The 25,197-nt window shown below is 65.5% G+C and carries 14 protein-coding genes; 13 read left to right on the top strand and 1 reads right to left on the bottom strand.

The window, feature by feature from the left end; translation table 11 throughout:
- Positions 1-457: 457 nt before the first annotated feature.
- From AAF184_16055 to AAF184_16115, 13 genes are all read left to right on the top strand, one after another.
- Positions 458-1,846: an imelysin family protein gene (locus AAF184_16055; GenBank protein MEO0423853.1), complete on the top strand. Its 1,389-nt coding sequence runs from the start codon at positions 458-460 to the stop codon at positions 1,844-1,846.
- An 18-nt stretch (positions 1,847-1,864) separates the two neighbouring features.
- The gene (locus AAF184_16060; GenBank protein MEO0423854.1) at positions 1,865-3,559 is read left to right on the top strand and encodes a di-heme oxidoredictase family protein; all 1,695 of its coding nucleotides are present in this window, start codon (positions 1,865-1,867) and stop codon (positions 3,557-3,559) included.
- On the top strand, positions 3,556-5,001 hold the full coding sequence (locus tag AAF184_16065; GenBank protein MEO0423855.1) for a di-heme oxidoredictase family protein: 1,446 nt from the start codon (positions 3,556-3,558) through the stop codon (positions 4,999-5,001). Before AAF184_16060 ends, AAF184_16065 begins: the two co-directional genes overlap by 4 nt.
- A gap of 17 nt (positions 5,002-5,018) precedes the next feature.
- On the top strand, positions 5,019-6,212 hold the full coding sequence (locus AAF184_16070; protein MEO0423856.1) for an imelysin family protein: 1,194 nt from the start codon (positions 5,019-5,021) through the stop codon (positions 6,210-6,212).
- Between the two features lie 3 nt (positions 6,213-6,215).
- On the top strand, positions 6,216-7,313 hold the full coding sequence (locus AAF184_16075) for a DUF1513 domain-containing protein (protein MEO0423857.1): 1,098 nt from the start codon (positions 6,216-6,218) through the stop codon (positions 7,311-7,313).
- A 289-nt stretch (positions 7,314-7,602) separates the two neighbouring features.
- Positions 7,603-9,876 carry a TonB-dependent receptor gene (locus tag AAF184_16080; protein MEO0423858.1) on the top strand — a complete coding sequence of 758 codons (2,274 nt, stop codon included), beginning with the start codon at positions 7,603-7,605 and terminating at the stop codon, positions 9,874-9,876.
- A gap of 316 nt (positions 9,877-10,192) precedes the next feature.
- Positions 10,193-11,782: an ABC transporter ATP-binding protein gene (locus AAF184_16085; GenBank protein MEO0423859.1), complete on the top strand. Its 1,590-nt coding sequence runs from the start codon at positions 10,193-10,195 to the stop codon at positions 11,780-11,782.
- On the top strand, positions 11,779-11,961 hold the full coding sequence (locus tag AAF184_16090; protein MEO0423860.1) for a hypothetical protein: 183 nt from the start codon (positions 11,779-11,781) through the stop codon (positions 11,959-11,961). The genes AAF184_16085 and AAF184_16090 overlap by 4 nt, the downstream gene beginning before the upstream one ends.
- Positions 11,958-13,703: an ABC transporter ATP-binding protein gene (locus AAF184_16095; protein MEO0423861.1), complete on the top strand. Its 1,746-nt coding sequence runs from the start codon at positions 11,958-11,960 to the stop codon at positions 13,701-13,703. Before AAF184_16090 ends, AAF184_16095 begins: the two co-directional genes overlap by 4 nt.
- Positions 13,704-13,849: 146 nt before the next feature.
- Positions 13,850-15,757 (top strand): TonB-dependent receptor, encoded by a 1,908-nt coding sequence (locus AAF184_16100; GenBank protein MEO0423862.1) that lies wholly within the window; start codon positions 13,850-13,852, stop codon positions 15,755-15,757.
- Positions 15,758-15,776: 19 nt separating this feature from the next.
- Positions 15,777-16,022 carry a P1 family peptidase gene (locus AAF184_16105; GenBank protein ID MEO0423863.1) on the top strand — a complete coding sequence of 82 codons (246 nt, stop codon included), beginning with the start codon at positions 15,777-15,779 and terminating at the stop codon, positions 16,020-16,022.
- 69 nt (positions 16,023-16,091) lie between these two features.
- The gene (locus tag AAF184_16110; GenBank protein MEO0423864.1) at positions 16,092-19,292 is read left to right on the top strand and encodes an efflux RND transporter permease subunit; all 3,201 of its coding nucleotides are present in this window, start codon (positions 16,092-16,094) and stop codon (positions 19,290-19,292) included.
- A gap of 297 nt (positions 19,293-19,589) precedes the next feature.
- Complete coding sequence (locus AAF184_16115) at positions 19,590-20,333, top strand: siderophore-interacting protein (protein ID MEO0423865.1); 744 nt, start codon at positions 19,590-19,592, stop codon at positions 20,331-20,333.
- Between the two features lie 31 nt (positions 20,334-20,364).
- On the opposite strand, the gene AAF184_16120 is transcribed toward AAF184_16115, so the two are convergent.
- The coding region (locus AAF184_16120; GenBank protein MEO0423866.1) for an SDR family NAD(P)-dependent oxidoreductase at positions 20,365-25,197 on the bottom strand (4,833 nt) is incomplete at its 5' end.

The following is a 25,197-nucleotide window of genomic DNA, read 5'->3' on the forward strand; positions in this document are numbered from 1 at the left end:
TACCGCGATGGGCCCTGAATGGAGGAAACCAGCCCACCCATTCACACCGCGCACGTCACCGTCCTGTGGGTCTCGGTTGCCAGGAAAACCACTGCGGGTAGGTTCCCAGGCAATCAGCACATTGATGGGGGTTGTACCGACCGTAAGGGATCAGGTGTCGCAAGTGCTCGCTTAAAGCCGGCACCGACAGAATCTGACAGCTTGCTTCCAAAGCTTACTGATAATGATTTGCATTATCAGTATCTCACCGGAGATTGCAAGCAGGTATGGGGCAACCCCCGGCCTGTCTGACGTTCACCTTCGCCGGTCAGAAAGCCTCCAGAGTTCCTGCTGCAGTCTCGGAAGCCGTCGACGCGGTCGGTGATGGAGACGACAAAATGTTGCACCGACGACGGCAAACGCGCACAATTCGTAATTGCATCTGATTCTCAATTGCGACAGAACAAGGAAAACGAACGTGCGGAATTTCTTCGTCGGTTTGGTGGCGCTGGGCGCCGTAGGCCTCGCAGGCTGTGAGGGCGATGATGGTATCGACGGCGCCGCCGGCCCAGCGGGACCAGCCGGGCCCGCTGGGCCGGCAGGCGTCACCACCCTGGTGACGCGCGATGATGTCATCAAAACGAACGCGAACATCGCTTTCGCCGCGTACGGCGACAGCTACCTGAAGGCCATCGACCTGATGGGCGCCCTAGAGATGTTGGTCGCCGACCCGACCGATGCCAACCTGGACGCCGCCAAGCAGGCCTGGCTCGACGCACGTGAGCCCTACGGTCAGACCGAGGTCTACCGCTTCCGCGTCGGGCCGATCGACGCCCTGCTCCCCGACGGGTCCCTAGGGGAGGAAGGGGACGGCCCTGAGTGTGCGATCAACTGCTGGCCCCTCGGGGAAGCCCTGATCGACTACGTGGCCATGCAGGTGGATGGCGATGAGGGCCCGGAAATCCCCGGCTCCGCTGATACCGTTGTACCCAACATCATCGCCGACGACTCGATCACCATCACCAAAGAGTTCATTGCTGATAACAACGAACTAGGTGGTGACGAGCGCAACGTGACCAGCGGCTACCATGCCATCGAATTCCTCCTTTGGGGTCAGGACCTCAACGAAGACGGCAGTGGGACGGGCACGCGCGATGCCTCCGGCGGCCAGCGCCCGGTGTCGGACTACAACACCACTGGCGGCTGCACCAGCGGTGTCGGTGTTGCTCAGCCCGATGACGTCTGCGTCCGCCGTGGTACGTATCTCCTGGCGGCTGCAGAGCTTCTCATCGAGGACCTTGACTCCGTGGTGGAAGCCTGGAACCCGAACGGCACGGACAACCACTACGCCAACTACATCGCTGGCGGTGATGTCTCCCTGGCCCTGATCCTCGAGGGTATGGGCCGCCTGAGCTTCGGTGAGCTGGCCGGCGAGCGCATGAACATCGCCCTGCTGACCAACAGCCAGGAAGACGAGCACTCTTGCTTCAGCGACAATACCCACCGTGATATTCTGCTCAACGCCAAAGGCGTCCAGAATTCGTTCCGCGGTGACTACACTCGCGTCGACGGCGAAGTGTTGTCCGGAGCGGGCATCGATGATCTCCTCGTCTCCGAAGGCTTCCCGGAACTCGCGAACACCCTTCGCGGCGCTCTCGAAGACACGATGGTGCGCGTGGGTGTGATCGACCAAGAAGCCAGAGCCGGTATGCCCTTCGATACGCAGATTCAGGTCGGTATCGCAGAGCCGAACATCAACGGGGCTATCGACGCGCTCGTCGCGCAGACTGACGCGATCGAAGAGGTCATCATCAACCTCGGTTTGACCACCGGAGATCTGCGTCAGGACACTGAGCAAGACCTTTAACCAATCGGATGGAAACACGTGCCCCCTCGCCTGCTGATCCTAGGACTCGTAACACTGGTGCTCGCTGCCTGCAGTGGTGGCGGTAGCGGTAGATCAGCTGGCGGCGGGGGCACCGGCGGTGGCGGAGGTGGCGGCGAGGTAGCGCCGCCGCCAGACCCACCACCAGACCCCGAGCCTCCGCCCGACCCCGTGCCCGTACTCACGGCCGGAGAGCGCTTCTCCGGTGGCGCCGCATCCACCACGCTCAGCAACGAGCGCGCCTTCAGTGACAGCCCCCAGGCGATCCAGGAGGATTTCTCCGCGGACGCCAACTTCAAGGGCGGGAACGCGATTTTCCGCAATGATCACGAGGGCCAGGGACCGGTGCTGAACGCCGCCACCTGCCAGGGATGCCACGTGCGCGACGGGCGCGGCCGCGTGCCCCCAGACGCCGACACGCCCTTTGCCTCCATGTTCCTGCGCCTGGGCCTTGGCAACGACGCCGACGGCAACGTAATCGCAGACCCTACCTACGGCACCCAGCTGCAGACCTTCGGTGCGGCCTCCTTCGAAGGCGCCGACATCAGCGTAGGCTTGGCGCGCTTCATGGGGGGACAGAGCGAGGCGATCGGAGAGGCTTTTGCCTTCATCGAATACGAGACCGTCGACGGCATGTACGCCGACGGCACATCTTACGAACTGCGATCGCCCACTTACAGAGTCAGAAGCCTGAGCTACGGCGACTTCGCGGACGGCATCCAGTTCTCGCCGCGTCTCGCTCAACAGATGATCGGCTTGGGCCTCCTCGATGCGATCGCCGATGCCGACATCGAGTCGGCGGCGGATCCAGCGGACCTCGACGGCGACGGCATCAGCGGCCGCGTCAATCGCAGCTTCGATCCCACCACCGGTCGGGACGGCGTGGGTCGCTTCGGCCACAAGGCCAGCTCCGTGTCCGTGCTGCAGCAGTCGATCAGCGCCTATCAGGGCGACATCGGCGTCACCAGCCGCTTCGCCACGGACGAGCCGTGCGCGCCGAACCAGGCGAGCTGCATCGCGGCGGCCCTGCTGGAGCCCGACCGCCACCCGGGCAACGTCGATATCCCGGATATCGAACTCGCCCTCGTCGAGTTCTACTCGCGCCTGCTCGCCGTGCCCGAACGCCGCGGCTACGACGAGCAAACGGACACGTGGGAACCGGACATCGTCGCCGGCCGTTCCTTGTTCTTCGAAGCCGGCTGCGGCACCTGCCACCGCCAGCGCTTTACCACCGGCACCGCACCCGGCAGCGTACTTGGCGCGATCGAGGTGAATCGCCTGGTGCCCGATGCGCCGCCGATCGGGGTGCTGTCCGAGCAGACGATCTACCCGTACACGGACCTTCTCCTGCACGACATGGGCGGTAGCTGCGCCCCGGTCGTCCGCGAAGCGTCGGACGGCGGCTTCTGCGACATTGGCCAGGACTGCACCTGGGTCCAGCGTTGCGAGGGGCTGGCAGATGGGCGAGCGGATCGTCTCGCGAGCGGCACGGAGTGGCGCACCGCACCCCTGTGGGGCCTCGGCCTCGTACAGGTGGTGAACCCGCAGGCGACCTTCCTGCACGACGGGCGCGCACGCACGATCGAAGAGGCCATCCTGTGGCACGGTGGTGAAGCCGAGCAGGCGCGCGCCAACTTCCTGGCCATGAGCGCCGATGAGCGCGCTCGCCTGCTCGCGTTCCTGGCATCCCTGTGACACTGCGTCCGCTCGGCATCGCCTTGGGCCTTGCGAGCGTGGCGATGCTCGTTAGCTGCGAACCGTCCATGGCACCGCTGCCGCCAGCGGCGCCGAGTTGGGCCTCGGCCACGCCCTCGCGAACCGACTTCTTCACGCCCGCGGCGGTACTTTCCGAGCGGGAGAAGCTCGATTTCTGGACCGGCTTCGCCCTCTTCCGAGACCCTTGGATTCCCTCGCCTGCCTCGACCACGGCGCGCGACGGCCTCGGCCCCCTGTTCAACGCCCATGCCTGCATCGCCTGCCACGCTGGCGGCGGACGCGGTGACGCCACCCACGATGACCCCCAGTCCGTTGCCCTAACGCTTCGCGTGGGCACGCGCGATCCCGCGGGCGGCTTCGCCCCGCACCCCGTGTGGGGCGAGCAAATTCAAACGCACGCCGTGTTTCCACCAGCCTCGACGGAAGCGGGCGGCGGCGCGGGCCGCGTCTACTTTACGGGCGAGGCGGCGGTCCGCACGACGGCGATTCCCGCACGTCGCATCGTCCTGCGCGACGGCACCACGGTGGCGCTCAGCGCGCCTCAGCACCGTATCGAGGCACCAGCGAAGCACACCGAAGGCGAGACCCTGGTCTCAGCGCGCCTCGCACCCGCCCTGTTCGGCCTCGGGCTACTGGAGGCGATCCCCGAGGCGCGCCTGCAGCAACTCGCGGACCCGGAGGATCGCAACGGCGACGGCGTCTCTGGACGTATCCACTGGCGCCTGGCGCCGACCCCGCAAGGTGCCAACGGTCCCCTTCGCCAGGCGGGGCGTTTCGGCTGGAAGGCAGCGAACCCGACCGTGCTGGCACAGACCGCTACCGCGTTCGTAGAGGATATGGGCATCACATCCGCTCTGCGCCCGAGTCAGCCGTGTACGGCGGTGCAGGCGCGGTGCCAGGCGCAGCGTCACGGCGCGGACACCGAGGAAGGGGTCGAGATCACCCGCGGGCTGCTCGACTACGTCGTGCACTTCGTCTCCCACGTCACGCCGCCGCCGCGCCCCGAGGCGAACGAAGAGCTTGGCCGCGGCGCGCGCCTGTTTGCGCGCGTCGGCTGCGACGGCTGTCATGTGCCCGCGCACGATGTGCGCATCCTGCAAGACAGCAAACTCGAGCTCTACGGCCAGGAGACGATTTGGCCGTACACGGACTTGCTGCTGCACGACATGGGCCCCGGACTCGCCGCCGAACTCCCCGAGGGCGACGCGGCAACCGACGAATGGCGCACCCCGCCCCTGTGGGGCCTGGGCGCGAGCCTCGAACACAACCCGCGCAGCGGCCTGCTGCACGACGGTCGTGCGCGCAACATCACCGAAGCCGTAGCCTGGCACGGCGGCGAAGGCGCCCGTGCCCGCGATCGCTTTTTGAACCTGACGGCGCGAGAGCGCGAAGCCCTGCTGGCCTTCGTTCGAGCGCTTTGATCCACCGGAGACTACCGATGCCTTCCTCACGACTGATCAAGACCCTGCTCGTCGCCGTCATGGCGCTGTTCCTCGCTGCCTGTGGTGGTGGTGGTGGTGGCGGCGGCGGCGGTCAGGGTGGCGGCACCGGCGGTGGCGGTGGCGGCGGCGACACCGGCGGCGGCGGCGGGGGCGACACCAACGACGACCCTCTCGGGCCCGTGGGCACGCTCGAAGAGGAGCAGGATCGTCTCTTCCTCACGATCGGCATGCAGATCATCGAGCCCGGCTACAGCGCCATGAAGGTGAGCATGGACGACCTCGCGACGAGCGCGACGCAGTACTGCGCCGATCCGGCGAACGGCGACCTCGCCGCCTTGAACGAGGCCTGGCGCCAGGCCATGCTCGACTGGCAGGCGATCGAGATCGTGCGCTTTGGCCCGGTCGAGGAAGACGCTCGTCGCCTGCGCTTACAGTTCTTCCCCGACGCGAATGACGCCGTGGTCAACAACACGACGCAGATCCTCGACGGTATGGACCCGATCGACGAGGCGCTAGTGGCTTCCAGCCCCGTTGGCGCCCAGGGCCTGCCAGCGATCGAATACCTGCTGTTCGAATTAGGCGGACTAGATGATGCAGTAAACGGCTCGCGCCGCTGTGAATTGCTGGTTGCGGTGGCGCAAAACCTGGCCACGATCGCGGGCGAACTGGCGACGGCCTGGAGCGCGTCCGGTCAGCTGATGGCCGATTTCACGAGCGCCAGCGGCGTGTACATGGACCGCGTCGAGGTGCTGACCGAAGTGCTCGAGAGCATGGCGCTGGAAACCGAGTTCGTCGCTGACGAGAAGATCACCCGTCCCCTCGCCGTTGGGGCAGCGTCAGCGGAGTCTTTTCGCTCCGAGAACTCGTTGGCTAATCTGGAGGCCAACGCTGCCGCCTTGCGCCAGTGGCTGGACCTCGGTCCCGAGGATACGGACTATGGACTCAGCGACTACCTGCGTCGCGCGGAGGAGGCCGACTCGATCAGCAACCAGCTCGACGATCAACTCACGGTGATCGAGGACAACATAGTCGCCATCGACGAGACACTGGAACAGCTGATCCTCACGGACCCATCGGCCGCAGCCATCGACGCAGTGCGCTCGACGATGCAAGACCTCGCTGACTCCTTTATCGACGCAGCCATCGCTGCCGACGTCAGTCTCGGCTTCAACAACCAAGACGGAGATTAGGCCTTGCCCATCGAGCGCAGGTCGCTGCTCGTCGGCGCTCTCGCTGCGGCACTCAGCAGCGCCTGCGGCCGACTGCCCGTCGCGCGCGAATCCCGCTTCATCAGCGGGGCGAGCGACGCGCATGGCGCCCACTACCTCGCGGCCTTCGACGGCCACGGCGAGGTGCAGTGGCGCACGCCGCTGCCCTTTCGGGGCCACGAGGTCGTGCCCTCGCTCGATGGCGAGTACGCCGTCCTCGTGGCACGACGTCCCGGTACGGGTCTGGTCCGCGTGCGCCTGACGGACGGCGCCGTGCTCACGCAGACCGTGGCCGGACCGGACCGCCACTTCTACGGCCACGGCGCGATCACGCAGGACGGCGCTCACCTGCTCACAAGCGAGAACGATTTCGCCCGCGAGCGCGGCGTGGTGAGCGTGCGCGATGCGCGCACGCTCAAGGTGCTCGAGGAGTACCCGAGCTACGGCATCGGCCCCCACGAGCTACGCTGGCTGAGCGACCACCGCACGCTCGCAATCGCCAATGGTGGCATCAGCACGCATCCTGCCTATGGCCGCAGCAAGCTCAACGTGCCGGATATGCAGCCGAGCCTCGCCCTCGTTGACACCCAATCATGGCAACTCATCGGCAGCACTAAACCGCAGGTGCACCTCAACAGCGTGCGCCATATCGATGTGCTGCCCGACGACCGCGTGATCATCGGCATGCAGCACCAGGGCGAGCACGGCACGGACATCCCGATCGTGGCCATCAGCAGCCTTGACCAAGGCGTGCGAGCGCTGCCCTGCCCACCGGCAGATCTGCATGCGCTCGCCATGTACGTGGCAGACGTCTGCGTCGATCCCGCGACTGGCCACGCCGTCGCCACATGCCCACGCGGCAACCGCATCACCTTCTGGGACACGGCGCATAACGCCTACGTGGGGAGCTTGCGCCTCGCCGACGCTGCGGGCGTGTGCATCGACTCCTCGACTAACGAATTCGTCGTCACCTCAGGCCGCGGCAACATCTACCGACTGGGCGTGAGCGACTTCACTCTACGGGCGGACAAGACGGCGCGCGCCCCGGGGTTGCGCTGGGACAATCACGTCGTCGCCGTCTAGTGGGCCGCCTGGTAAATAAGGTAGGGCTCAGCGAGCGGGACTGGCGTCAGGGCAAGGCGGGCGAGCGCAGTCATAGCAGCGCTATGGCTGCGCTTGACCATCGCCGCCATGGCGTCAGTCAGGCTCGCCCTTCGGGTCCGGGCAGGGGCGCTGCCACCGGCGTTGCGCCCCTTGCCAATGGCCGGGCCATTGGCTGCGCGACGCGCCTTGCTGGCAGCGCCCCTGCCCAGACTGAGCGTTCCCTTATTTACCAAGCGGCCCACTAGCGCCGCCACTCGACAGGATTCCAATGAACTACAGAGATTTGGCCTTATTCGCGCTCTTCGCTGCCGCATCGACCGCCCCAGCCCAAGAGGCGAGCGACTCGACGGCGACGATCGGCGCGCGCCCGGCGCGCGAGCTCGAGGAGATCACCATCATCGGCTCGCGCGACGACCTGCGCAGCGTGCCGGGCGGCGCCACGATCCTCACGACTGAGGACATCCAACGCTTCAACCAGTCGGACATTCAACGCGTGCTGCGCCAGGTACCAGGGGTGACCGTGCAGGTGGAGGATGGCTTCGGCCTGCGCCCGAACCTCAGCATCCGGGGCACCGCCTCGGAGCGCAGCTCGAGCATCACCTTGCTCGAAGACGGGATCCTCATCGCGCCGGCGCCCTACTCGGCCCCCGCCGCCTACTATTTCCCAACGGCCGGCCGCCTATCCGGCGTGGAAGTACTAAAGGGCCCCGCTGCGATCACCGAGGGGCCATACACGATCGGCGGAGCCGTCAACCTACTGTCGACGCCGATCCCGGACTCGCGCAGCGGCCTGATCAATTTGCAAGGTGGCGAAGATGCCACGGTGCGCCTGCACGCCCACTACGGCGATGATACGGGCCGCTTCGGCTGGTTGGTGGAGACCCACCAGTGGCGCTCGGACGGCTTCCAGCGCTTGGACACGGGTGAGGATACGGGGCTCGAGAAGCAGGACTACATGGCCAAGCTCCGCTACAGCACGGACAGCGACGCCACCTGGTATCAGCAGCTCGACCTTAAGCTCCAGTACGCAGAGGAGGACTCGGACCAGAGCTATCTCGGCCTCACGGACGACGACTTCGGCGCCCAGCCCGTGCGCCGCTACGGCCTCTCGTCGCTCGACAACATCCAGACCGAGCATAGCCAGATCCTGCTCCGCCACCTGCTGCGCAAGGGCGACTTTTCCCTGACGACCTCCGCCTACTACAACGACTTCCAGCGCAACTGGTTCAAGACCGAGGAATTCGACGTCACCGGTAGCCCCGACGCGAGCAGCTTCAACGGCATCAGCTGGTTCCAGGTGATCCAGGCGATCAATTTGGGTAACTCCGTCGGCCCCCTGATGGCCGAGGACTTGTCGGCCATCCTCGCCGGCGGCGATACAGATGAGGGCGCGATCCAGATTCGCGCCAACGACCGCGAGTACTACTCGGCGGGCATCCAGTTCGATGCGAGCTGGGATCTCACTCTCGGTCGCACCCAGCATCACTTGACCGCCGGCCTGCGCCTGCACACGGATCACGAGGAACGGCTTCAGCGCAACAGCACCTACACGCAGACCGACGGTGCCCTGGTGCTCGACGACCTCGGCCTCCTAGGCAACGCGGGCAACAGCGAGCAAAACGCTGACGCCCTTGCCCTCTACGTGCGGGACGAAATCCAGATCGGTCGCCTGGCCCTCTCGCCGGGCGTACGCTTCGAGTCGATCCAGCAGGATCGCACGCGCTGGGAGACGCGCCCGGCGCAGACCAGCGATCCGTCCTCGCGCAGCGATGACAACATCCGAGATCAGCGAGAGAACGACACGGACGTGGTCATCCCCGGACTGGGTTTCGCCTTCGATATCGGCGAAGGCTTGGTCGCTTACGGCGGCGTGCACCGCGGGTTCTCCGCCCCGAGTAACGCCCCCGATGTCGATCCCGAAGAGAGCAACAACTTCGAGCTCGGCGCGCGCTTTACCCGTAGCAACCTATTCGTCGACCTCGGGCTGTTTCTCACCGACTACGACAATCTGGTCGGCACCTGCACGGCCTCGTCGGGCACGGACTGCGAGATCGGCGATGCCTTCAACGGCGATGCCGCCACCGTACGAGGGATCGAACTGCTCACGCGGACGGCCTTCGAACTCACCCCGCGCCTGCGGCTACCCATCTCGCTGACCTACACCTTCATCGACGCGCAGTTCGACAGCGATATCGCCGACACGGACTTCTTCGGTGAGGTCAGCGCAGGCGATCCCCTGCCCTACATTCCGCGCCACCAGGGGCTGTTCACGGTGGGTTTAGAGAGCGAGCGCTGGGGCAGCTTCCTCTCTTTCAACTACACGGACGAGACGTGCGTGCGCGCCGCCTGCGGCCCCTTCGAAACGACGGAGTCGAGTGCGATCTTCGACGCATCCGTGTTCTTCCGTTTGCGCGATCAAATCACGTTCACCGCGACCGTGGAGAACCTGACGGACAACGACGTCATCGTGGCACGCACGCCCTACGGGGCCAGACCCAACAAGGCGCGTACGGCGATCTTCGGCGTGCGGGTAGGGCTGTAGGTCGCAAGCTCACTCGGCGTAGCGCGGCCGCGTGTTCTTGAAGGCGAGCTGCGCTGGTGCGGCGGTTCCTTCGCTGCTCTGACGGGAGCGCGCTGCTTCAGCGTACTAGCGCCGATCAAACCGATGGTTGATGGCGCTCCTAGTCGCACTACAGCGGTAACACGCGAAGCTCGGATCCACGCGGGAGCCAGAGATGCAAACGCGTCTCATTTGCGCTATTGTCACCCCAACCCTCAGTGTTTCGGGGCTGCCAGGTGCTCTGTACCCAATCGCTCGCTCTTGGTCCGTACAAAACTAGTCACCATCGGTGGCAGACATGAGCGACGCCGACTCCGGGGCCGCGGGGACGGTGTCTCGACTCATCGAGCCGGTGAAGGGGCGCTTGTACCTCGCCTGCGTCCTGCAGGGAGTAGGTGCGGTCGCCGGCGTCGCACCGTTCATCGCCGTCGTCGAACTCGCCCGCGTACTGCTGGCCGACGGTACCGTCGACGCCCGGCGCGCTTGGCAAATCGCGGGAATCGCCGTCGCAGCGCTGACCGTGCGCCTGCTGGCGATACTCGCGGCCAGCAGCATCACGCACCTTGCCGACCTGGATCTTCAGCTGGACTTGCGCCGGCGCCTAGCAGCCGTGCTGGCACGGGTGCCCCTGGGTTGGTACGACACGCGTCATGCCGGCGAGGTCAAGAAGGTGCTCCAGGACGATGTGGCTACGCTGCACCACCTCGTCGCCCATTCCTACACCAACACGGTGGCCGCGATCATCGCCCCGTTGACGGCGCTCACCTATCTGCTTTGGCTGGATTGGCGCATGACTGTGGTCGCCGTACTGCCGCTCGCTCTCGGGATCTTACTGTACGCCCTGCAGTACCGGGGCTACGGGGAGAAGATGCGCGGCTACAACGAGGCGCTGGAGAAGGTGAACGCAGCGTCCGTGGAGTTCGTCCAGGGGATCGCGGTGATCAAGACCTTTGGCCAGGCGCGCAAGGCCTACCAGCGTTTCATCGATGGAACCACCGCATTCGTGGCGTACTTCTGGGAGTGGATGCGAGGCCTGCTGGCCATCTCGGCGGCGTCTGAGGTCGTACTTTCGCCGCTGTTCGCCCTGCTGGTCGTGCTGATCGGCGGTGTCGCCTTCGTGGGCGCCGGTGTCGCCGCGCCCGTTGACGTCCTCGCCTTCGTGGTGCTAGCACCGGCGCTCACCGCGCCCTTCCTCACCGTCGCCTATTCGCAGAACGACCTGATGCTGGCAGCGGATGCGGCCAAGCGCATCGGCGAGCTGCTCCAGGCGCCGATACTGGCAACGGCCGAACATCCCCGGGTGCCGGAGGGCACACGGGTCGTGCTCGACCACGTGAGCTTCTCCTACGACCGCGCGACAAAGGCTCTGCAAGACATCAGCCTGGTGTTGGAACCTGGCACCATTACGGCGCTGGTCGGCCCCTCAGGCTCGGGCAAGACCACGTTGGCACGCCTGTTACCTCGGTTCTGGGATGTCGATGAAGGATGCATCACGGTCGGGGACGTCGATCTGCGCGACATCGCGCCTAATGAACTATACGGGTACGTGAGTTTCGTGTTCCAAGACGTCCAGCTGCTGCATACGACGATCGCCGAGAACATCGCGCTCGCACGCCCGGACGCGAGCGACGAGGAAATCGAGGCCGCCGCGCGGGCGGCGCAGATCCACGACCGGATCGCCGCCCTGCCGCGAGGCTATCGCTCCGTGCTCGGCGAGGACGCGCACCTGTCCGGTGGAGAAGCCCAGCGCGTGTCCATCGCCGTGCCCTGCTTGCCGATGCCCCGATCCTGGTGCTGGACGAGGCCACGGCGTTCGCCGACCCGGACTCCGAAGCCGCCATACAAACCGCTCTCGCCCACCTCATCGAAGGGCGCACGCTCCTTGTGATCGCCCATCGCCTGCACACGATCACCCAGGCCGATCGAATCTGCGTGTTGGATCGTGGTCGTCTGGTCGAGCAGGGCAGCCACCCGGAACTGCTCGCCCACGCTGGCCTGTACGCGTCTCTCTGGCGCGCAAACGAGCCATCTGACGATCCGCAGCAACGGCAGGAAGCCTTCACGTGATCACCCTACTGGCGAAGCTAGGTGGCGAGGAGAGTAGCCGCGCCCTGCGCAGCAACCAGCTCGGCCTAGTCGTTGAGGCCGTGCTGACGGGCATCGGATTCGTGCTGTTGGTGCCGCTGCTGCGAGCGCTTCTGCAGGAAGACCTGATGGCAGCTGGGGCCTGGCTCGGTGGCCTCCTTGCCCTCGTCGTACTCTACGCCGTGGTGCGCTACCGCACCCAGCTCAGCGGCTACCTGGCGGCGGTCGATCTGGCGCGTTGCCTGTTTCGTCGCCTGGGCGAGCATATCGCCCAGCTGCCGCTCGGCTGGTTCGGCGTCGAACGGATTGGCGAGCTGGGGCGCCTGACGAGCCAGGGCGTCATCGACGTGATCGGTGTGCCCGCGCACCTGCTGCGACCGGTGTTCTCCGCGCTCATCACCCCGTCGACGGTCGTGCTGCTGATGTTCCTCTTCGACTGGCGCCTTGCCTCGGCAGCGCTGATCACTGCACCGCTCCTCGCGCTCGTGTACCGCTGGACGGGGGACCTGGTGCAGCGCACGGATGCGCGAGTGCACGAAGCGGCTACCGTTGCGGCCGGGCGGATCGTCGAGTTCGCGCAGCGCCAGCCCGTGCTTCGCGCTTTCCGCCGCGGGCGAAGCAGTCTCGGAGAACTGGATGCAGCACTACAAGCGCAACGCGTTGCCGGTCGTGCGCAACTCTTCACTGCGGCAAAGGGCTTCGTGAGCTTCGTGCTCGTGGTGCAGTTCGCCTTTACGCTACTGCTTCTGTTCGGTACCAGCCTCGCGCTCGGGGGACGCATCGACACGCCCGAGCTGGTGGCCCTCCTGGTGTTGGCAGTGCGCTACGTAGAACCGCTCCTGGGCGCTGCTGATCTGGAAGGCGCCCTGCGCATCAGCCGCAACAGCTTGTCCCGCATGCATGCCTTGCTGGCCACGGCGCCGCTTGCCGAACCCGCCCCCTCGTGCGGCCTCGCCCCGCGGGGAGCGGACGTGACCTTCGAACGCGTGCGCTTCGCCTACGACGATACGCCGATCCTCAAGAACATGAGCTTCAGCGCGCCGGCGAATGCCATGACCGCTATCGTGGGCGGATCCGGCAGTGGCAAGACCACGATCCTGCGCTTGATCGCCCGCTTCTGGGACGTGAGCGGGGGGAGCGTGAGAATCGGTGGCGTGGACGTGCGGGAGATGACCAGCGAGGTGCTGATGGCCCACATCTCAGTGGTCTTTCAGGATGTGTACCTATTCGATGGGTCCATCATGGACAACATTCGCCTGGGGCGCCTCGACGCCAGCGATGAGCAGGTGCGCGAGGCGGCGCGCCTGGCGCGCGTAGACGAGGTGGCTGCGCGCTTACCCGACGGCTTGCGCACTGCTGTTGGGGAGGGCGGCGCCTCTCTCTCCGGCGGCGAACGCCAGCGGGTGTCCATCGCGCGGGCGATCCTCAAGGATGCGCCGATCATCCTACTGGACGAAGCGACATCGGCCCTGGATCCCCTCAACGAAGCGGCTGTGCAGGGGGCGCTACAAGCACTCACGGGCGGCAAGACGATCATCATCGTCGCCCATCGCCTGAGCACGGTGCGCAACGCCGATCAGATATTGGTGCTGGCCGACGGCGCCATTCAGGAAAGCGGCCCTCACGCGGAGTTACGCGCGATGCATGGACGGTACGCAGAGTTTTGGTCCGGACGTGAGCGGGCCTCTGGGTGGCGCCTGGGAACATCACAGAGCACAGCGTGAACAGAAACGACAATCCTGGGGAGAGCTCATCGATGGCAAGGTGCCGAGCGCTGGGCACCCAACGCCGGTGCACATGGATGAGTGCACCAGTCTTCGGCCGAGAGCGCGCGTCGCTCAGCGCGCGCAAACTCCGGTGGTGGCGCCCGTTGGCTACCGCAGCCCTCGCAGGTCTCGCAGGTCTCGCCGCTTTCGAAGCCTCAGCGCAGCGCGCCGCCGAGAACGTCGTCCGCGCCGTCGACGATGCCTTCGGTGCCAGCGTCGGGGAGGAGCAGATCGGTCTGTACAGCCCCGGGAGCGTCCGAGGATTCAGCCCCACCAGTGCCGGTAACGTGCGCCTGGAGGGGCTCTTCATCGATCGCCAGGCGGGATTCAGCAGCCGCCTCGTGGCCAGTTCGACGATACGGGCCGGCTTGACCGCCCAGGGGTACCTCCTTCCAGCCCCCACCGGGATCGCAGACTTCGCGCTACGTCGGGTCGCCGATACACCCACGCAGAGCGCGATTCTGCGGCTCAACGAGTACGCGGGGTACGGCGTCGCCATCGATCTGCAGGGGCGTTTCGCGGAAGGATTGGTGGAGACGACGGGCGGTGTCGGCTTCGATCGCTTCGAGATCAGCGATGGCACCGCCGACGTGTTCGCGAACGCCGGCGGTACGCTCCGCCTGCAACCGGGAGACCGGGTCGATATCACCCTGTTCGGTGACTACGTCGGCGTGCTGCAGGAAGAGATCTCGCCAAGGTATTTCCCTGCCGGTCCCTTCGCACCACCACGCGTCCCGCGGCGTGAATTCGTCGGGCAACCGTGGGTCGGGTTCGAGGGAGATCGTTACAACGTAGGCCTGATCGGCAAACTCGAACCGCAGCTAGTGGCCATCGAGTTCGGCGTTTTCCGATCGAGTTTCGATGACAATGGACAGGCCGGTCAGTTCTTCGTCGACGTGCAGCCCGACAGCACCGGGCAGCGCCTCGCGTTCCTCGGACCGCCGAGCGATGCCGTGTCCGATTCACTGGAAGCCCGTGTCTCGCGTCAGTTCGGTGGCGAGCGCCATCGCCACACGCTCACCTTGAACGTGCGCGCGCGCCAGCGCGAGCGCAGGTTCGGTGGCGGCGTCGAGATCGACCTCGGCGAGGGGCGAGTGGATGTGGCGAACTTCGTACCGGAGCCGGACCTCGCGTTCGGCGAGGTGAGCCGTGAGCAGGTCGAGCAGATCACGGGCGGATTCAGCTACGACCTGCGCTGGCGCGGCGTCGGCCAACTCAACCTCGGCGTTCAGCAGACGGACTACGAGCGAGTGCTCGAGGACCCAGTGAACGGTCCGGTCACCGCCGAGGCAAGCCCGCTCCTGTACAACGCCACCGGAGCCGTGGAGCTTAGGCCCTGGCTGGTCGCCTACGGCGGTGTGGTCACAGGGTTTGAGGAAAGCCCCACGGCGCCTGCCATATCGCTCAATCGTAACGAGGCACCGCCCGCGATCGAAACCCGACAAGCAGACGGCGGATTGCGCGCTCGCCTGGGCCGGCTCACGGCCGTCGCCGGCGTGTTCACAATAGAGAAGCCCTTCTTCGGCCTCGACAGCAACCGCTTCTTCGTCCAGCGGGGAGTGGTGACCAATCGGGGCGTCGAACTGTCCCTCGCCGGACCCATCACGCCCCAGCTGCAGCTGGTTGTCGGCACGCTCTTGCTCGATGCCACGCTGACGGGTGACGCGGTTGACGAGGGACAGCTGTCCTCGAATCCGATTGGCGTCGTGCGCCGTAGCACAACCCTCGATCTAGACTATCGCCCTGCTTGGGCGCGCGGATGGTCCTTCGACGTCAGCGTCTTCAGCCGCGGACTGGAGAACGGCGATGAGCTAGACGAGCTGCGCATTCCGGAGCGGACCTTGGTGGATCTCGGCTTCCGTCGCCAGCTATCGCTGGGCGCGCGCACCCTTGTCGTAAGAGGCCGGGTGAGCAACCTGTTCGACACGTTCGGGTGGGATGTGAGCGGCAACGGGGCCTTTCAGTTCCAAGGGCCACGCACGTTCACACTCTCGCTGAGGGCAGACTTCTGACCCGCCACGCTGATGATGGATGGATCGCTGGGACTTTGATCGAGATTTGTCGATCGGCGTTCCTGTTGTCACCGAGACCTGGAGCGGCGCGCTCGAGGACTACGCCGGATTCCACATCGAAGACGAAGACATCTACCGGGCTATCGACGGTGCTAAAGACGGCTCAGTTCCCCAAGGTGCTGTCCGAGGAGGCACCGCCCATGGCAAAGCCGTGTACTGCGGGGCGTCACCTGAACAGGCTCGGGCGTCCGATGCGCGTGGATAGCGCGCCACCTGATGATGACCGCGATCTATCCAATCAGCCGGTGGCTCGCCTAAGCAGTGGAGATCAATGATGTCGGGCGAGTACCAACCGAGGGGGATCATCAACTGGTTCGCCCGCAACCCCGTCGCCGCCAACCTACTCATGGCGGTGATCCTGTTCTCTGGGATCCTCGTCGCCCAATCGATTCGCAAGCAGACCACGCCAGAATTCGAGCTGGACATCATCACGGTGACCGTCCCCTACCCCGGGGCCGCGCCGCAGGAGGTCGAGCAGGGTATCGTCACGCGTATCGAAGAGGCCATCGTCAATCTGCCCGGTATTGCCAAGACCGAAGGCAGGGCCTATGAGGGCAGCGGCGTGGTCTCCATCGAGCTGGAGCCAGGGGCCAACCTGGACTTCGTGCAGAATCAGGTCAAGACGCGCGTTGACGCCATCCCAACGCTGCCGGAGCTTGCGGAGAAACCGGTGATCGAACGGGTAGAGGTGCCCCTCCCCGTTATATTTATATCGATCTACGGCGATATGGACGAGTACGCGCGCAAGGAGATCGCGGCTGACGTGCGCGATGGTCTCCTGCAGCTGCCGGGTATCAACGACGTGCAGCTGCTCGGCGACCGTCCATACGAGATCAGCATTGAGGTGTCGCGAGCTACGCTCGAGCGCTATCAGCTGACGATGACAGAGATCGCGGCGATCGTTCGTGCCAACGTGCGCGATATCCCAGGCGGCACGATCGAGACAGACCGTGGCGACGTGCTCCTGCGTACGCAAGGTCAAGTCTACACCGGGCAGGAGTTCGCGCAGATCGCCGTACGCACCTACGAGGACGGCTCACGGCTCCTCCTGTCAGACATTGCCACGATCGACGATGGCTTCGTCGAGGGCGACGACTTCGGTCTGTTCAACCGCGAACCCGTGGCGACCATGCGGGTGTTGGCCAGTGGCCAGCAGAACGAGCTGCGCACGGCAGCGGTCGTTAAGGATTTCGTCGCCGAGTTTACCAAGACGGTCCCCGACAGCGTGAACGTGACTACATGGGTGGATCGCGCAAACTACCTCCAGCAGCGGCTGGACATGATGCTGCGGAATATGTGGCAGGGCGCGATCCTGGTGTTCATCGTGCTGAGCCTGTTCCTGCGTCTGAAGTTCGCCATGTGGGTAATCATCGGCATTCCCGTGACCTTCTTGGGCGCCCTGGCGTTTCTGCCCTATAACCCCTGGCCGGTCACGATCAACGTCATCAGCTTGTTCGGATTCATATTGGTCCTAGGTATCGTCGTCGATGATGCAATCATCATTGGCGAGAGCATCTACACCAAAACACGGGCCGATGGGCATACGGTGGAGAACGTGGTGGCAGGGGCCAACCAGGTCGCCGTTGCGGCTACCTTTGGCGTGCTCACCACCATTGCGGCCTTTGCGCCGATGCTCTTCGTTGGGGGAATTGCTGGGTCTTTCCTCGAAGCCGTCGCCGTGGTCGTCACGCTGTGCCTGCTGTTCTCACTGGTAGAGTCGAAGTTGATACTGCCGGCGCATCTGGCGCACTCGAAGATTGCACCGATTGACGAGGATGTGATCTTCGCGCCCTACAGCACCTCGCGAAACCCCCTGAAGTGGATCAGCAAGGCGTTCCAGCGGGCCCAACGCCACACGCAGCATGCGCTGCACTGGGTGATCGAGAAACTCTATGACCCGCTTTTGCGCCGTGCAATCAAGGCCCGCGGCATTACCTTCGCCATCTTCATTGCGATGGTCATCCTGGCCGGGGGCCTGTTCGCAGGAGGTTTCCTGCGCTTCGTGATCTTCCCGGAGCTCTCGGGAGACTACCTGTTCGCTAGCGTGAGCATGCAAACCGGCACGCCCAGCAAGGATCGCAATGCCGCCCTGCTGCACCTGCAAGAGTCAGTCTACGTTGTTCGCAACCGCCATCTGCTCGGGCACCCGGGCGCGACGGACCCCTTGCAGCACGTGGCCACCTTCACAGAGACGGACACGCGGGGAAGCGTGATCGTGGAGATGCCGCCGGTGGGAACGCAGTCACTCGACGGCGACGACCTGGCGGCCCTGTGGCGCGAGCAAGCGGGCGACGTTCCGGGCGTGCGTACCATGCAGTTTACGAACGGCAATGTCATTGGCGGCGGCCCCCCCCTCAGCTTCCAACTCTCCGGCGACAACATCGGTGCCATTGAAGCGGCAGCGACAGAGCTGACGCAGGCCTTGGGCGAATATGCCGGTGTCTACGATATCCGCAACTCCGCCGCTGTTGCCGGCAAGGAAATTCAGCTCGCCGTGAAGCCCGGGGCCGAGGCCCTCGGCATCACACTGGGCATGCTCGGCACGCAAGTGCGTCAGGGCTTTTATGGCGAAGAGATCCAGCGCATCCAGCGTGGCAAAGATGAGCTCAAGGTCATGCTTCGCTACCCCGAAGTAGACCGTCGCTCCATCGACGACCTAGAGAGCTTGCTGATCAGCACACCGAGCGGTGACCGCGTGCCGTTCACCGAGGTTGCCGAGGTCAAGTACGGTAACGCGTACGCATCGATTACACGCCAGGATGGCAAGCGCACGGTCACGGTCTCTGCAGACATCGATACGGTGGTCAGCCAGCCACGCAAGGTGATCGAAGATGTCAGCGACAAGGTCATTCCTTCGATCCTGAGCCGCTATCCAGGCGTTGATTACGCCCTGGAGGGCGCTAGCCTGGATGAGCAGCAGTTCCTGATCAATCTCACCTACGCGTCGATTGCCGCCCTGTTCCTCATCTACGCCTTGATCGCCATTCCCCTCAAATCCTACGCCCAGCCGCTGATCATCATGGCCGTGATTCCTTTCGGCTTTATCGGCGCGATCATCGGGCATCTCCTGCTGGGCCTGGAGATCAGCATGTTCTCCCTCTTCGGACTGATTGCCTTGGCCGGCGTGGTAGTGAATGACAGCCTGATCATGATCGACTTCGTGAATAAGGCCAGGGCAGACGGTGTGCCCTTGTACGAGGCGGTGATTAGCTCGGGTAAGGCACGCTTTCGCGCCATCATTCTCACGTCCCTAACGACAGCGATCGGCTTGGTGCCGATCATGCTCGAGACCAATGCGCAGGCTCAGTTCGTTATTCCGATGGCCGTGAGCATGAGCTTTGGCATCCTGTTCGCGACGCTGATTACGCTGATTCTTGTGCCCACGCTCTATCTCTTGCAGGACGATTTCATACGCAGAGCAGGGAAAATCTGGGTGTGGCTGATCGGCCGCTCGCCGCGCCACCAATCCACGTGACCCGAGGTGCGATGACGGAAGATCGATCGCGTTTCAATCGCAGCTTACCCACGAAGAGGGCCTATGTGTGCGGCGTCGTCTACGGGATCAGCCATTCGATGCACGAATGCCCCGGAGAAATCCGCCGCTACTAGTGGGCCGCTTGGTAAATGAGGTAACACTCAGCGAGCGGAGCCGTTGCCAGAAACGCGCTACCGACGGTAGTCGCTCAGAACGGGCGTTCGGGGGTGGCACAACGAGTATCATGAACGGTATCGGATAGGTTCCTTCCTTCATCGCAACCCAACCAATTTATCCATGAGCAACGAATACGACCTCAGCGTGGTGAGCAATCGCCCGCTCACCCCCTACATGCGCCGCGTCACCTTGCATGGCGAATCCCTGAGCACCTTCCCGGAAGGCCGTGAGGGCGACTACGTCAAGGGCCGATTCGGCGGTCCTTTCCGGCGCGTACTGCGCTCGTTCACCGTGCGCACCTTTGATGCGGCTTCCCAGCAAGTCGTGTTGGACTTCGTAGATCACGGCGACAACGGACCGGCGAGCGCCTGGGCCCGCTCCGCCCGTCCTGGCGCCCCGCTCACGCTGCGCGGCCCCGGGCAAGTAAAGCGCCTCGCTCAAAACGCGGATTGGGTGCTGATCGCGGGCGATCTGAGCGCGCTTCCGGCGATTGCGGCAAACCTCGAGTTGCTGAGCGACCGCATACCCGGCCATGCGCTGATCGAAGTACCGAGCCTCGATGCCGCGCTGGAGCTCACGGCCCCACCCGGGATAGAAGTCGAGTGGATCGTCAACGGCGACGCCTCCAAGCCAAACCAGCGCCTCGTCGAGCGGCTACGCCAGGTGCCCTGGCAGTCCGGGCGTGCATCGGTCTGGTTCGCAGGTGAGTTCGACGGCATGCGCGCCGCCCGCCACTACCTGCGCGATGAGCGCGGCATCGATCGCCGAGAGATGTACCTGAGCTGTTACTGGAAGCTCGGCGACACCGACGAGGGGATGAAGCGCGCGAAGCGGGCAGATGCCCAAGCCACGCAAACGGCGTAGCGCTCGACGGCTGTGGTACGCACGCGGGTCATCAGGATCGAAGTCGCCGTAGCAACTCCTCTTCGGAGAGCGCTTCTACTTCCTGCACCAGCGAACGGTCATCGTCGGACGATGGCGGCGTCGCCTGAATCTCCGCATCGCTACCGCTCTTTGTAAAGGCCACCGCCACCTGCATCCCTCGGCGCTCGTTCCCCGGCTGCTCACCTAACGCTGGCATCGAGTCAGCGGCAACGCTACTCCCATCGTTCTCCCCGGCGAACTGCTCGCTCAGGTACTCGACGAGCGCTTCCACGGTAGGATGGTCAAACAGCAACGTGGTCTGCAAGGCAACGCCAAGACTGTGCTGCAGGCGCGCCCGCAGTTCGACGGCCATCAGGGAATCCATGCCGAGATCCATCAGGCGACTGCGGGGCTGCACCTGCTCCGCAGTCGCCAATCCAAGCACGGCGCTTATCTCAGACCGTAGGTGCTCTTCGAGCGCGGCTTTGCGCGCTTGCGCATCTAGCGTGGCCAACTTTGACGCGAGGACGCCCGCCTCCTCGCGGTCCGTACCTGCCAGCGCCGCGCGCAGGCGATCCTCGAAGAAGGGTCGCGCGGCGAGCCGGTGCTTGGCGAAACACTGCCAATCAACGGGCAAGACGGCAACGTAGGACGAATCGGCGCCCAGCGCATCCGCCAGGGCCTGAAGACCGTCCTGCGGGTCGATTTCCCTGATGCCTGCCTGCGCCAGGCGGTCGCCGGCGCGTTTGCGTGCGGCCGCCCCGATCTTGCTCCACGCTCCCCATCCGATGCTGAGCCAAGGCGCTCCAGCGGCTCGCTGGCTGCCGGCGAGCGCGTCGAGTACTGCGTTGGCGGCGGCATGGTTGGACTGTCCAGGGGACCCCAGCAAACCAGCACTCGACGAGAAGGTGACGAACAGGTCCAACGCATCATCGCGTGTCTCGTGGGCGAGGTTAAGTACACCGCGGACCTTGGGGTCGATGACGCGTCGAATTCGGGCAAGGTCCATGTTCTCCACCGCGGCATCGGCGAGCACCCCAGCCGCGTGGATGACACCGCGGATCCGGCCCTGCTTCAAACGGAGCTGGTCGAGAGCGCGGGACAAAGGCAAACGTTCGGCAACGTCTACGCCCAGCACTTCCACGCGCACTCCATTAGCCTGCAGGGCGCTGATGGTCTGCAGCGCATCGTCCTCTGGAGACCGGCGCGCCAGCAAGGCCAGGTGGCTCGCCCCCTGCCCTGCCAGCCACTCCGCTACCGCAAGGCCAAGGCCCCTGGTACCTCCACTGATCACATACCAACCATCCGCTTGTATCCGCGGTGGCGCCGTATCGCTGCCAGGGGTGGGACGCGTCAGCGCCACCTTGCCAACGTGACGACCGGCCTGCAGCACGCGCAGCGCCTCCTCGGTCTCCTCCTGCGCAAACACCGTGGTTGGCAGGGTCAGCCGCGCCGCCGAGTCGCGCTCACCGAGGCGTCGCACCAACCTGTCGAGGCGCTCGTCACCGGCAATGGCCAGTTGCCCCAGGTCGAAGGTGTAGTAGCCGACGTCCGGACGCTCACGAGCAGCGGTGTCAGCGTCGATGCCATCGAGCCGCCCCAGCTCGACGAAGCGCCCACCGGGCGCTGTGACCGCCAGGCTGGCCCGCGCCAGTTCCCCCGTGAGGCTGTTGAGTACCACATCGACCCCGCGCCCCGCCGTCCACTCCCGCACGGCCTCAGCGAAGGTGCCGTCGCGAGAGTTGGCCAGGCGCGTCACGCCGAAGGCGCGAAGCGCAGCCCACTTCGACGGATGCGCGGTGGCTAGCACCGTCGCGCCACGCGACTGCGCATAGCGGACTGCTGCCAACCCGACGCCACCCGCCGCCGCGTGGATCAACACCACGTCCCCCCGTTCGACCTGCGCCAATTCCTCCAGCGCGAGCCAAACGGTCAGCCATGCGGTAGGTACGCTGGCGGCATCGGTCCAGCTCAACGCGAGGGGCTTCGCCACGACGTAGCGCGCCGGCAGTGTCACGTGCGACGCCAAGCTCCCGGGCGTAAAGGCAGCGATTACCGCCTCACCCACCGCGACGTGCTCGACCTCCTCGCCTACCGCGGTCACGTGACCCGCGCACTCGAAGCCGAGCGGCATGTCCTGCACACCGAGTTCGCCAGCGTACCCGCGCTCGAGCAATCCCAGGCACTGGAGCAGGTCGCGGAAGTTCAAGCCCGTTGCGCGCACGGCGATCTCCACCTCACGCGCTTCGGGTGCTCGCCGCTGCAGCGGTTGCTCGGCCAGGCTGTCTAAGCGCCCGGGTTCAGTGACGACCAGTCGGCTCGGGTTTGCATGCGGGCGGAACGGTCGCAGACGGGGCACCAAGCGTTCGGCCCCCCGCAACACCACTTCGTCCTCCGGATCGTCTGCGACGATTTCCCGGGCGAGCGTTGCCGTCGTCACGTCCTCGTCGACATCGATCCAACGCACTCGCGTGTCCGGCTGCTCCACCCGCAACGTGCGCGCCAGGCCAACTAGGGTCGCCTGCGCCAGCTCGTCGGCGCGGCGCGGCGCCGGTCCACCATCAGCGCCGACGGGGACCGCTCCGCGGGTGACGAAGGTAACCTGCCTGCCAGCGTCTGCCTCTGCGGTCGCTCCCGCCGCGTCCACGGACGCTTCGGCCAGCCAGGCGCACGTACATTCGAGCGCATCCGACAGCATCGACTCGGCTTGCTCGGCGACATCCACCACGCCCTCACGCGGCGCCGCGATCACGACCGCTGCACGCTTCTCCTCACCTTCGTGGGATTCGCCCGCCGCCGCCGAGCCAGCCATCGTGCTCGACAGGGTCGAATGCAGGTCCGGCCACTGCGCGGCGCCCAACAGCACAGCGCACACAGGCGGCTGCGCCGCGTGAACAGGTGCCTGCGCCAAGATGATCTCCTGCTCCAGATCACCCGCGCCGTTCCCTAGTCGCGCGACGGTGGAGAAGCCCGCATCACGTAACACCCGCGTCCACCCATCGCCGGGCAGCAGGGGATGGGAATGACGGTAATCGTCCGCCTCGTAGCACCACCAACCGTCTGTGAGCCCAAAGGTGAGGTCCAGCCAGGCGAGGCGACGGTTCCCCTCGAGAAGCACCAACCAGCCGCCAGGGGCCAGCAGCTTACGCACGTGGCGCAAGCTCTGCGTCAGCGAAGGCGTGGCATGCAGCACGTTCGCGGCGATGATCAGATCGGTCTGATGCCCAGTGAAACCTTGCGCCTGCGGATCGCGGCTGATGTCGAGCACCTGCCCCTGCACGCGCTTATGGCGCCGGGCTAGCCGCTCCACCGCGGCCTGCACGAGCGGCGCGCCGATATCCGTGATCGTGTAGGCGCCGCGTTGCTCAGAAAGCGTTGCCAGCACGGGTTCGCTCGTGGCGCCGGTGCCCGCCCCAATCTCCAGCACGCGCAACCCCTCGTCGCGCGGCAGGGCGCTCAGCGCCTGCGTGACCACCGCTGCGACCTGCGCGTTCATGAGGCGCGGTCCTGCGGCCTCGCCGTAGATCGACCGCAGATCGCTGGCGTCTCCATTGGGAAAGAGCAGCTCCGCGACGGGATCGCACGTGCCCTTCAGTACCTCGAGGGCGCGTTCGGCACAGCGTTCCAAGAGGCGGGATTCCGTCTCGACCGCTGGTGACGTCACGCTCGGTGCAGGTGTAGTCGGTGCCTCCTCCGCGAGCATACGCAAGCGGTCGAGGAGTCGGTGCTCCTTCGTGGACCGCTCGTGATCGAGCGCTTCGATCTGCGGCACAAGTTGCTGGGCCAGCGTGCGCGCCCGCGCCTCCAGCAGCACCAACCCTTCGCGATAGGCTGCGACGCTCTCGTCGTGCGTCAGCTCAAATTCGAACCCGGGGGTCAACAGGTCGCACACCGTGGACGGATCGGGGAGTCGCGCCTGCGGTACCGCCAGGCGCGCGCGCGGGATCCAGTCGACTCCGTGCATGGACTGGCGGCGACTGCCTTGTCCAGCAGCCCCTTCGCCTGTCCCCGGCACCGGCGCCAGCGCCAGGCCCTCGATGGCGAGCAGGAGGGCACCATCCTCCGCAGCGCGCACCTCCAGCACGGCCTCTCGCCGGCCTGTAAGCCGAACCCGTGCTTTCACAGACCCGGCCCAGCCCGGGCTGGTAGCGGCGGGCCAGTAGCGCAGGCGCCGCCATCCTACCGGTAGCAGCGTCGAACGCTCGCGCACCAGCGGCGCGATCGCCTGCAGACACGCGTCCAGCCGTGTCGGAGGCACGGCGCAGCGCGCTTCGCTGCGCTCGGCGCTGGGCGCGATCTGCGCGATGGCGAACCGATCGCCACTATCGACATCACTGCGAATTCCTAGTCGCTCTAGGCCCTGGAAAGCGGGGCCGTAGTGCAAGCCCAGTTCAGCCAACTCGCGGCGCAACCTCGTCAGGTCGACGGCCTCCGCGTCCTCGACGTCCTGGCCGCCATCATCAGCTTGATCACCCACCGGTGCGGCCGGAGCCATCCCATCGTCATCGAGGCCGTTGGCCGCACCGAGTGCAATCGTCCCGGACGCATGCTCCGTCCACGCGGTGCCGTCCCCCGACGGCCCGTCCGCCACAGCGGACAGCATGCGCACACGGTAGCTGCCCTCCCCCGCTTCCTCGACAACCGTGTGCAACCGTACGTATTCGGTCTCCGACAGCGTGAGCGCTGCCGATAGCACCACGTCGCGCAATTCGACCGTAGCATCCGTTCCCAGCAGCGCCCGACCGGCCGCGACCAACGCGTCGGCGAACCCTGCCGCGGGCATCACGACCGCATTGGCGACCCGATGATCACCGAGCCACGCGGGCGACTGCGCGCTGATCACCGATTCGAAGCGTCGCCCCGA

The organism is Pseudomonadota bacterium, assembly GCA_039815145.1.
In the GTDB taxonomy this organism is placed as follows: Bacteria; Pseudomonadota; Gammaproteobacteria; order Steroidobacterales; family JBCBZW01; genus JBCBZW01.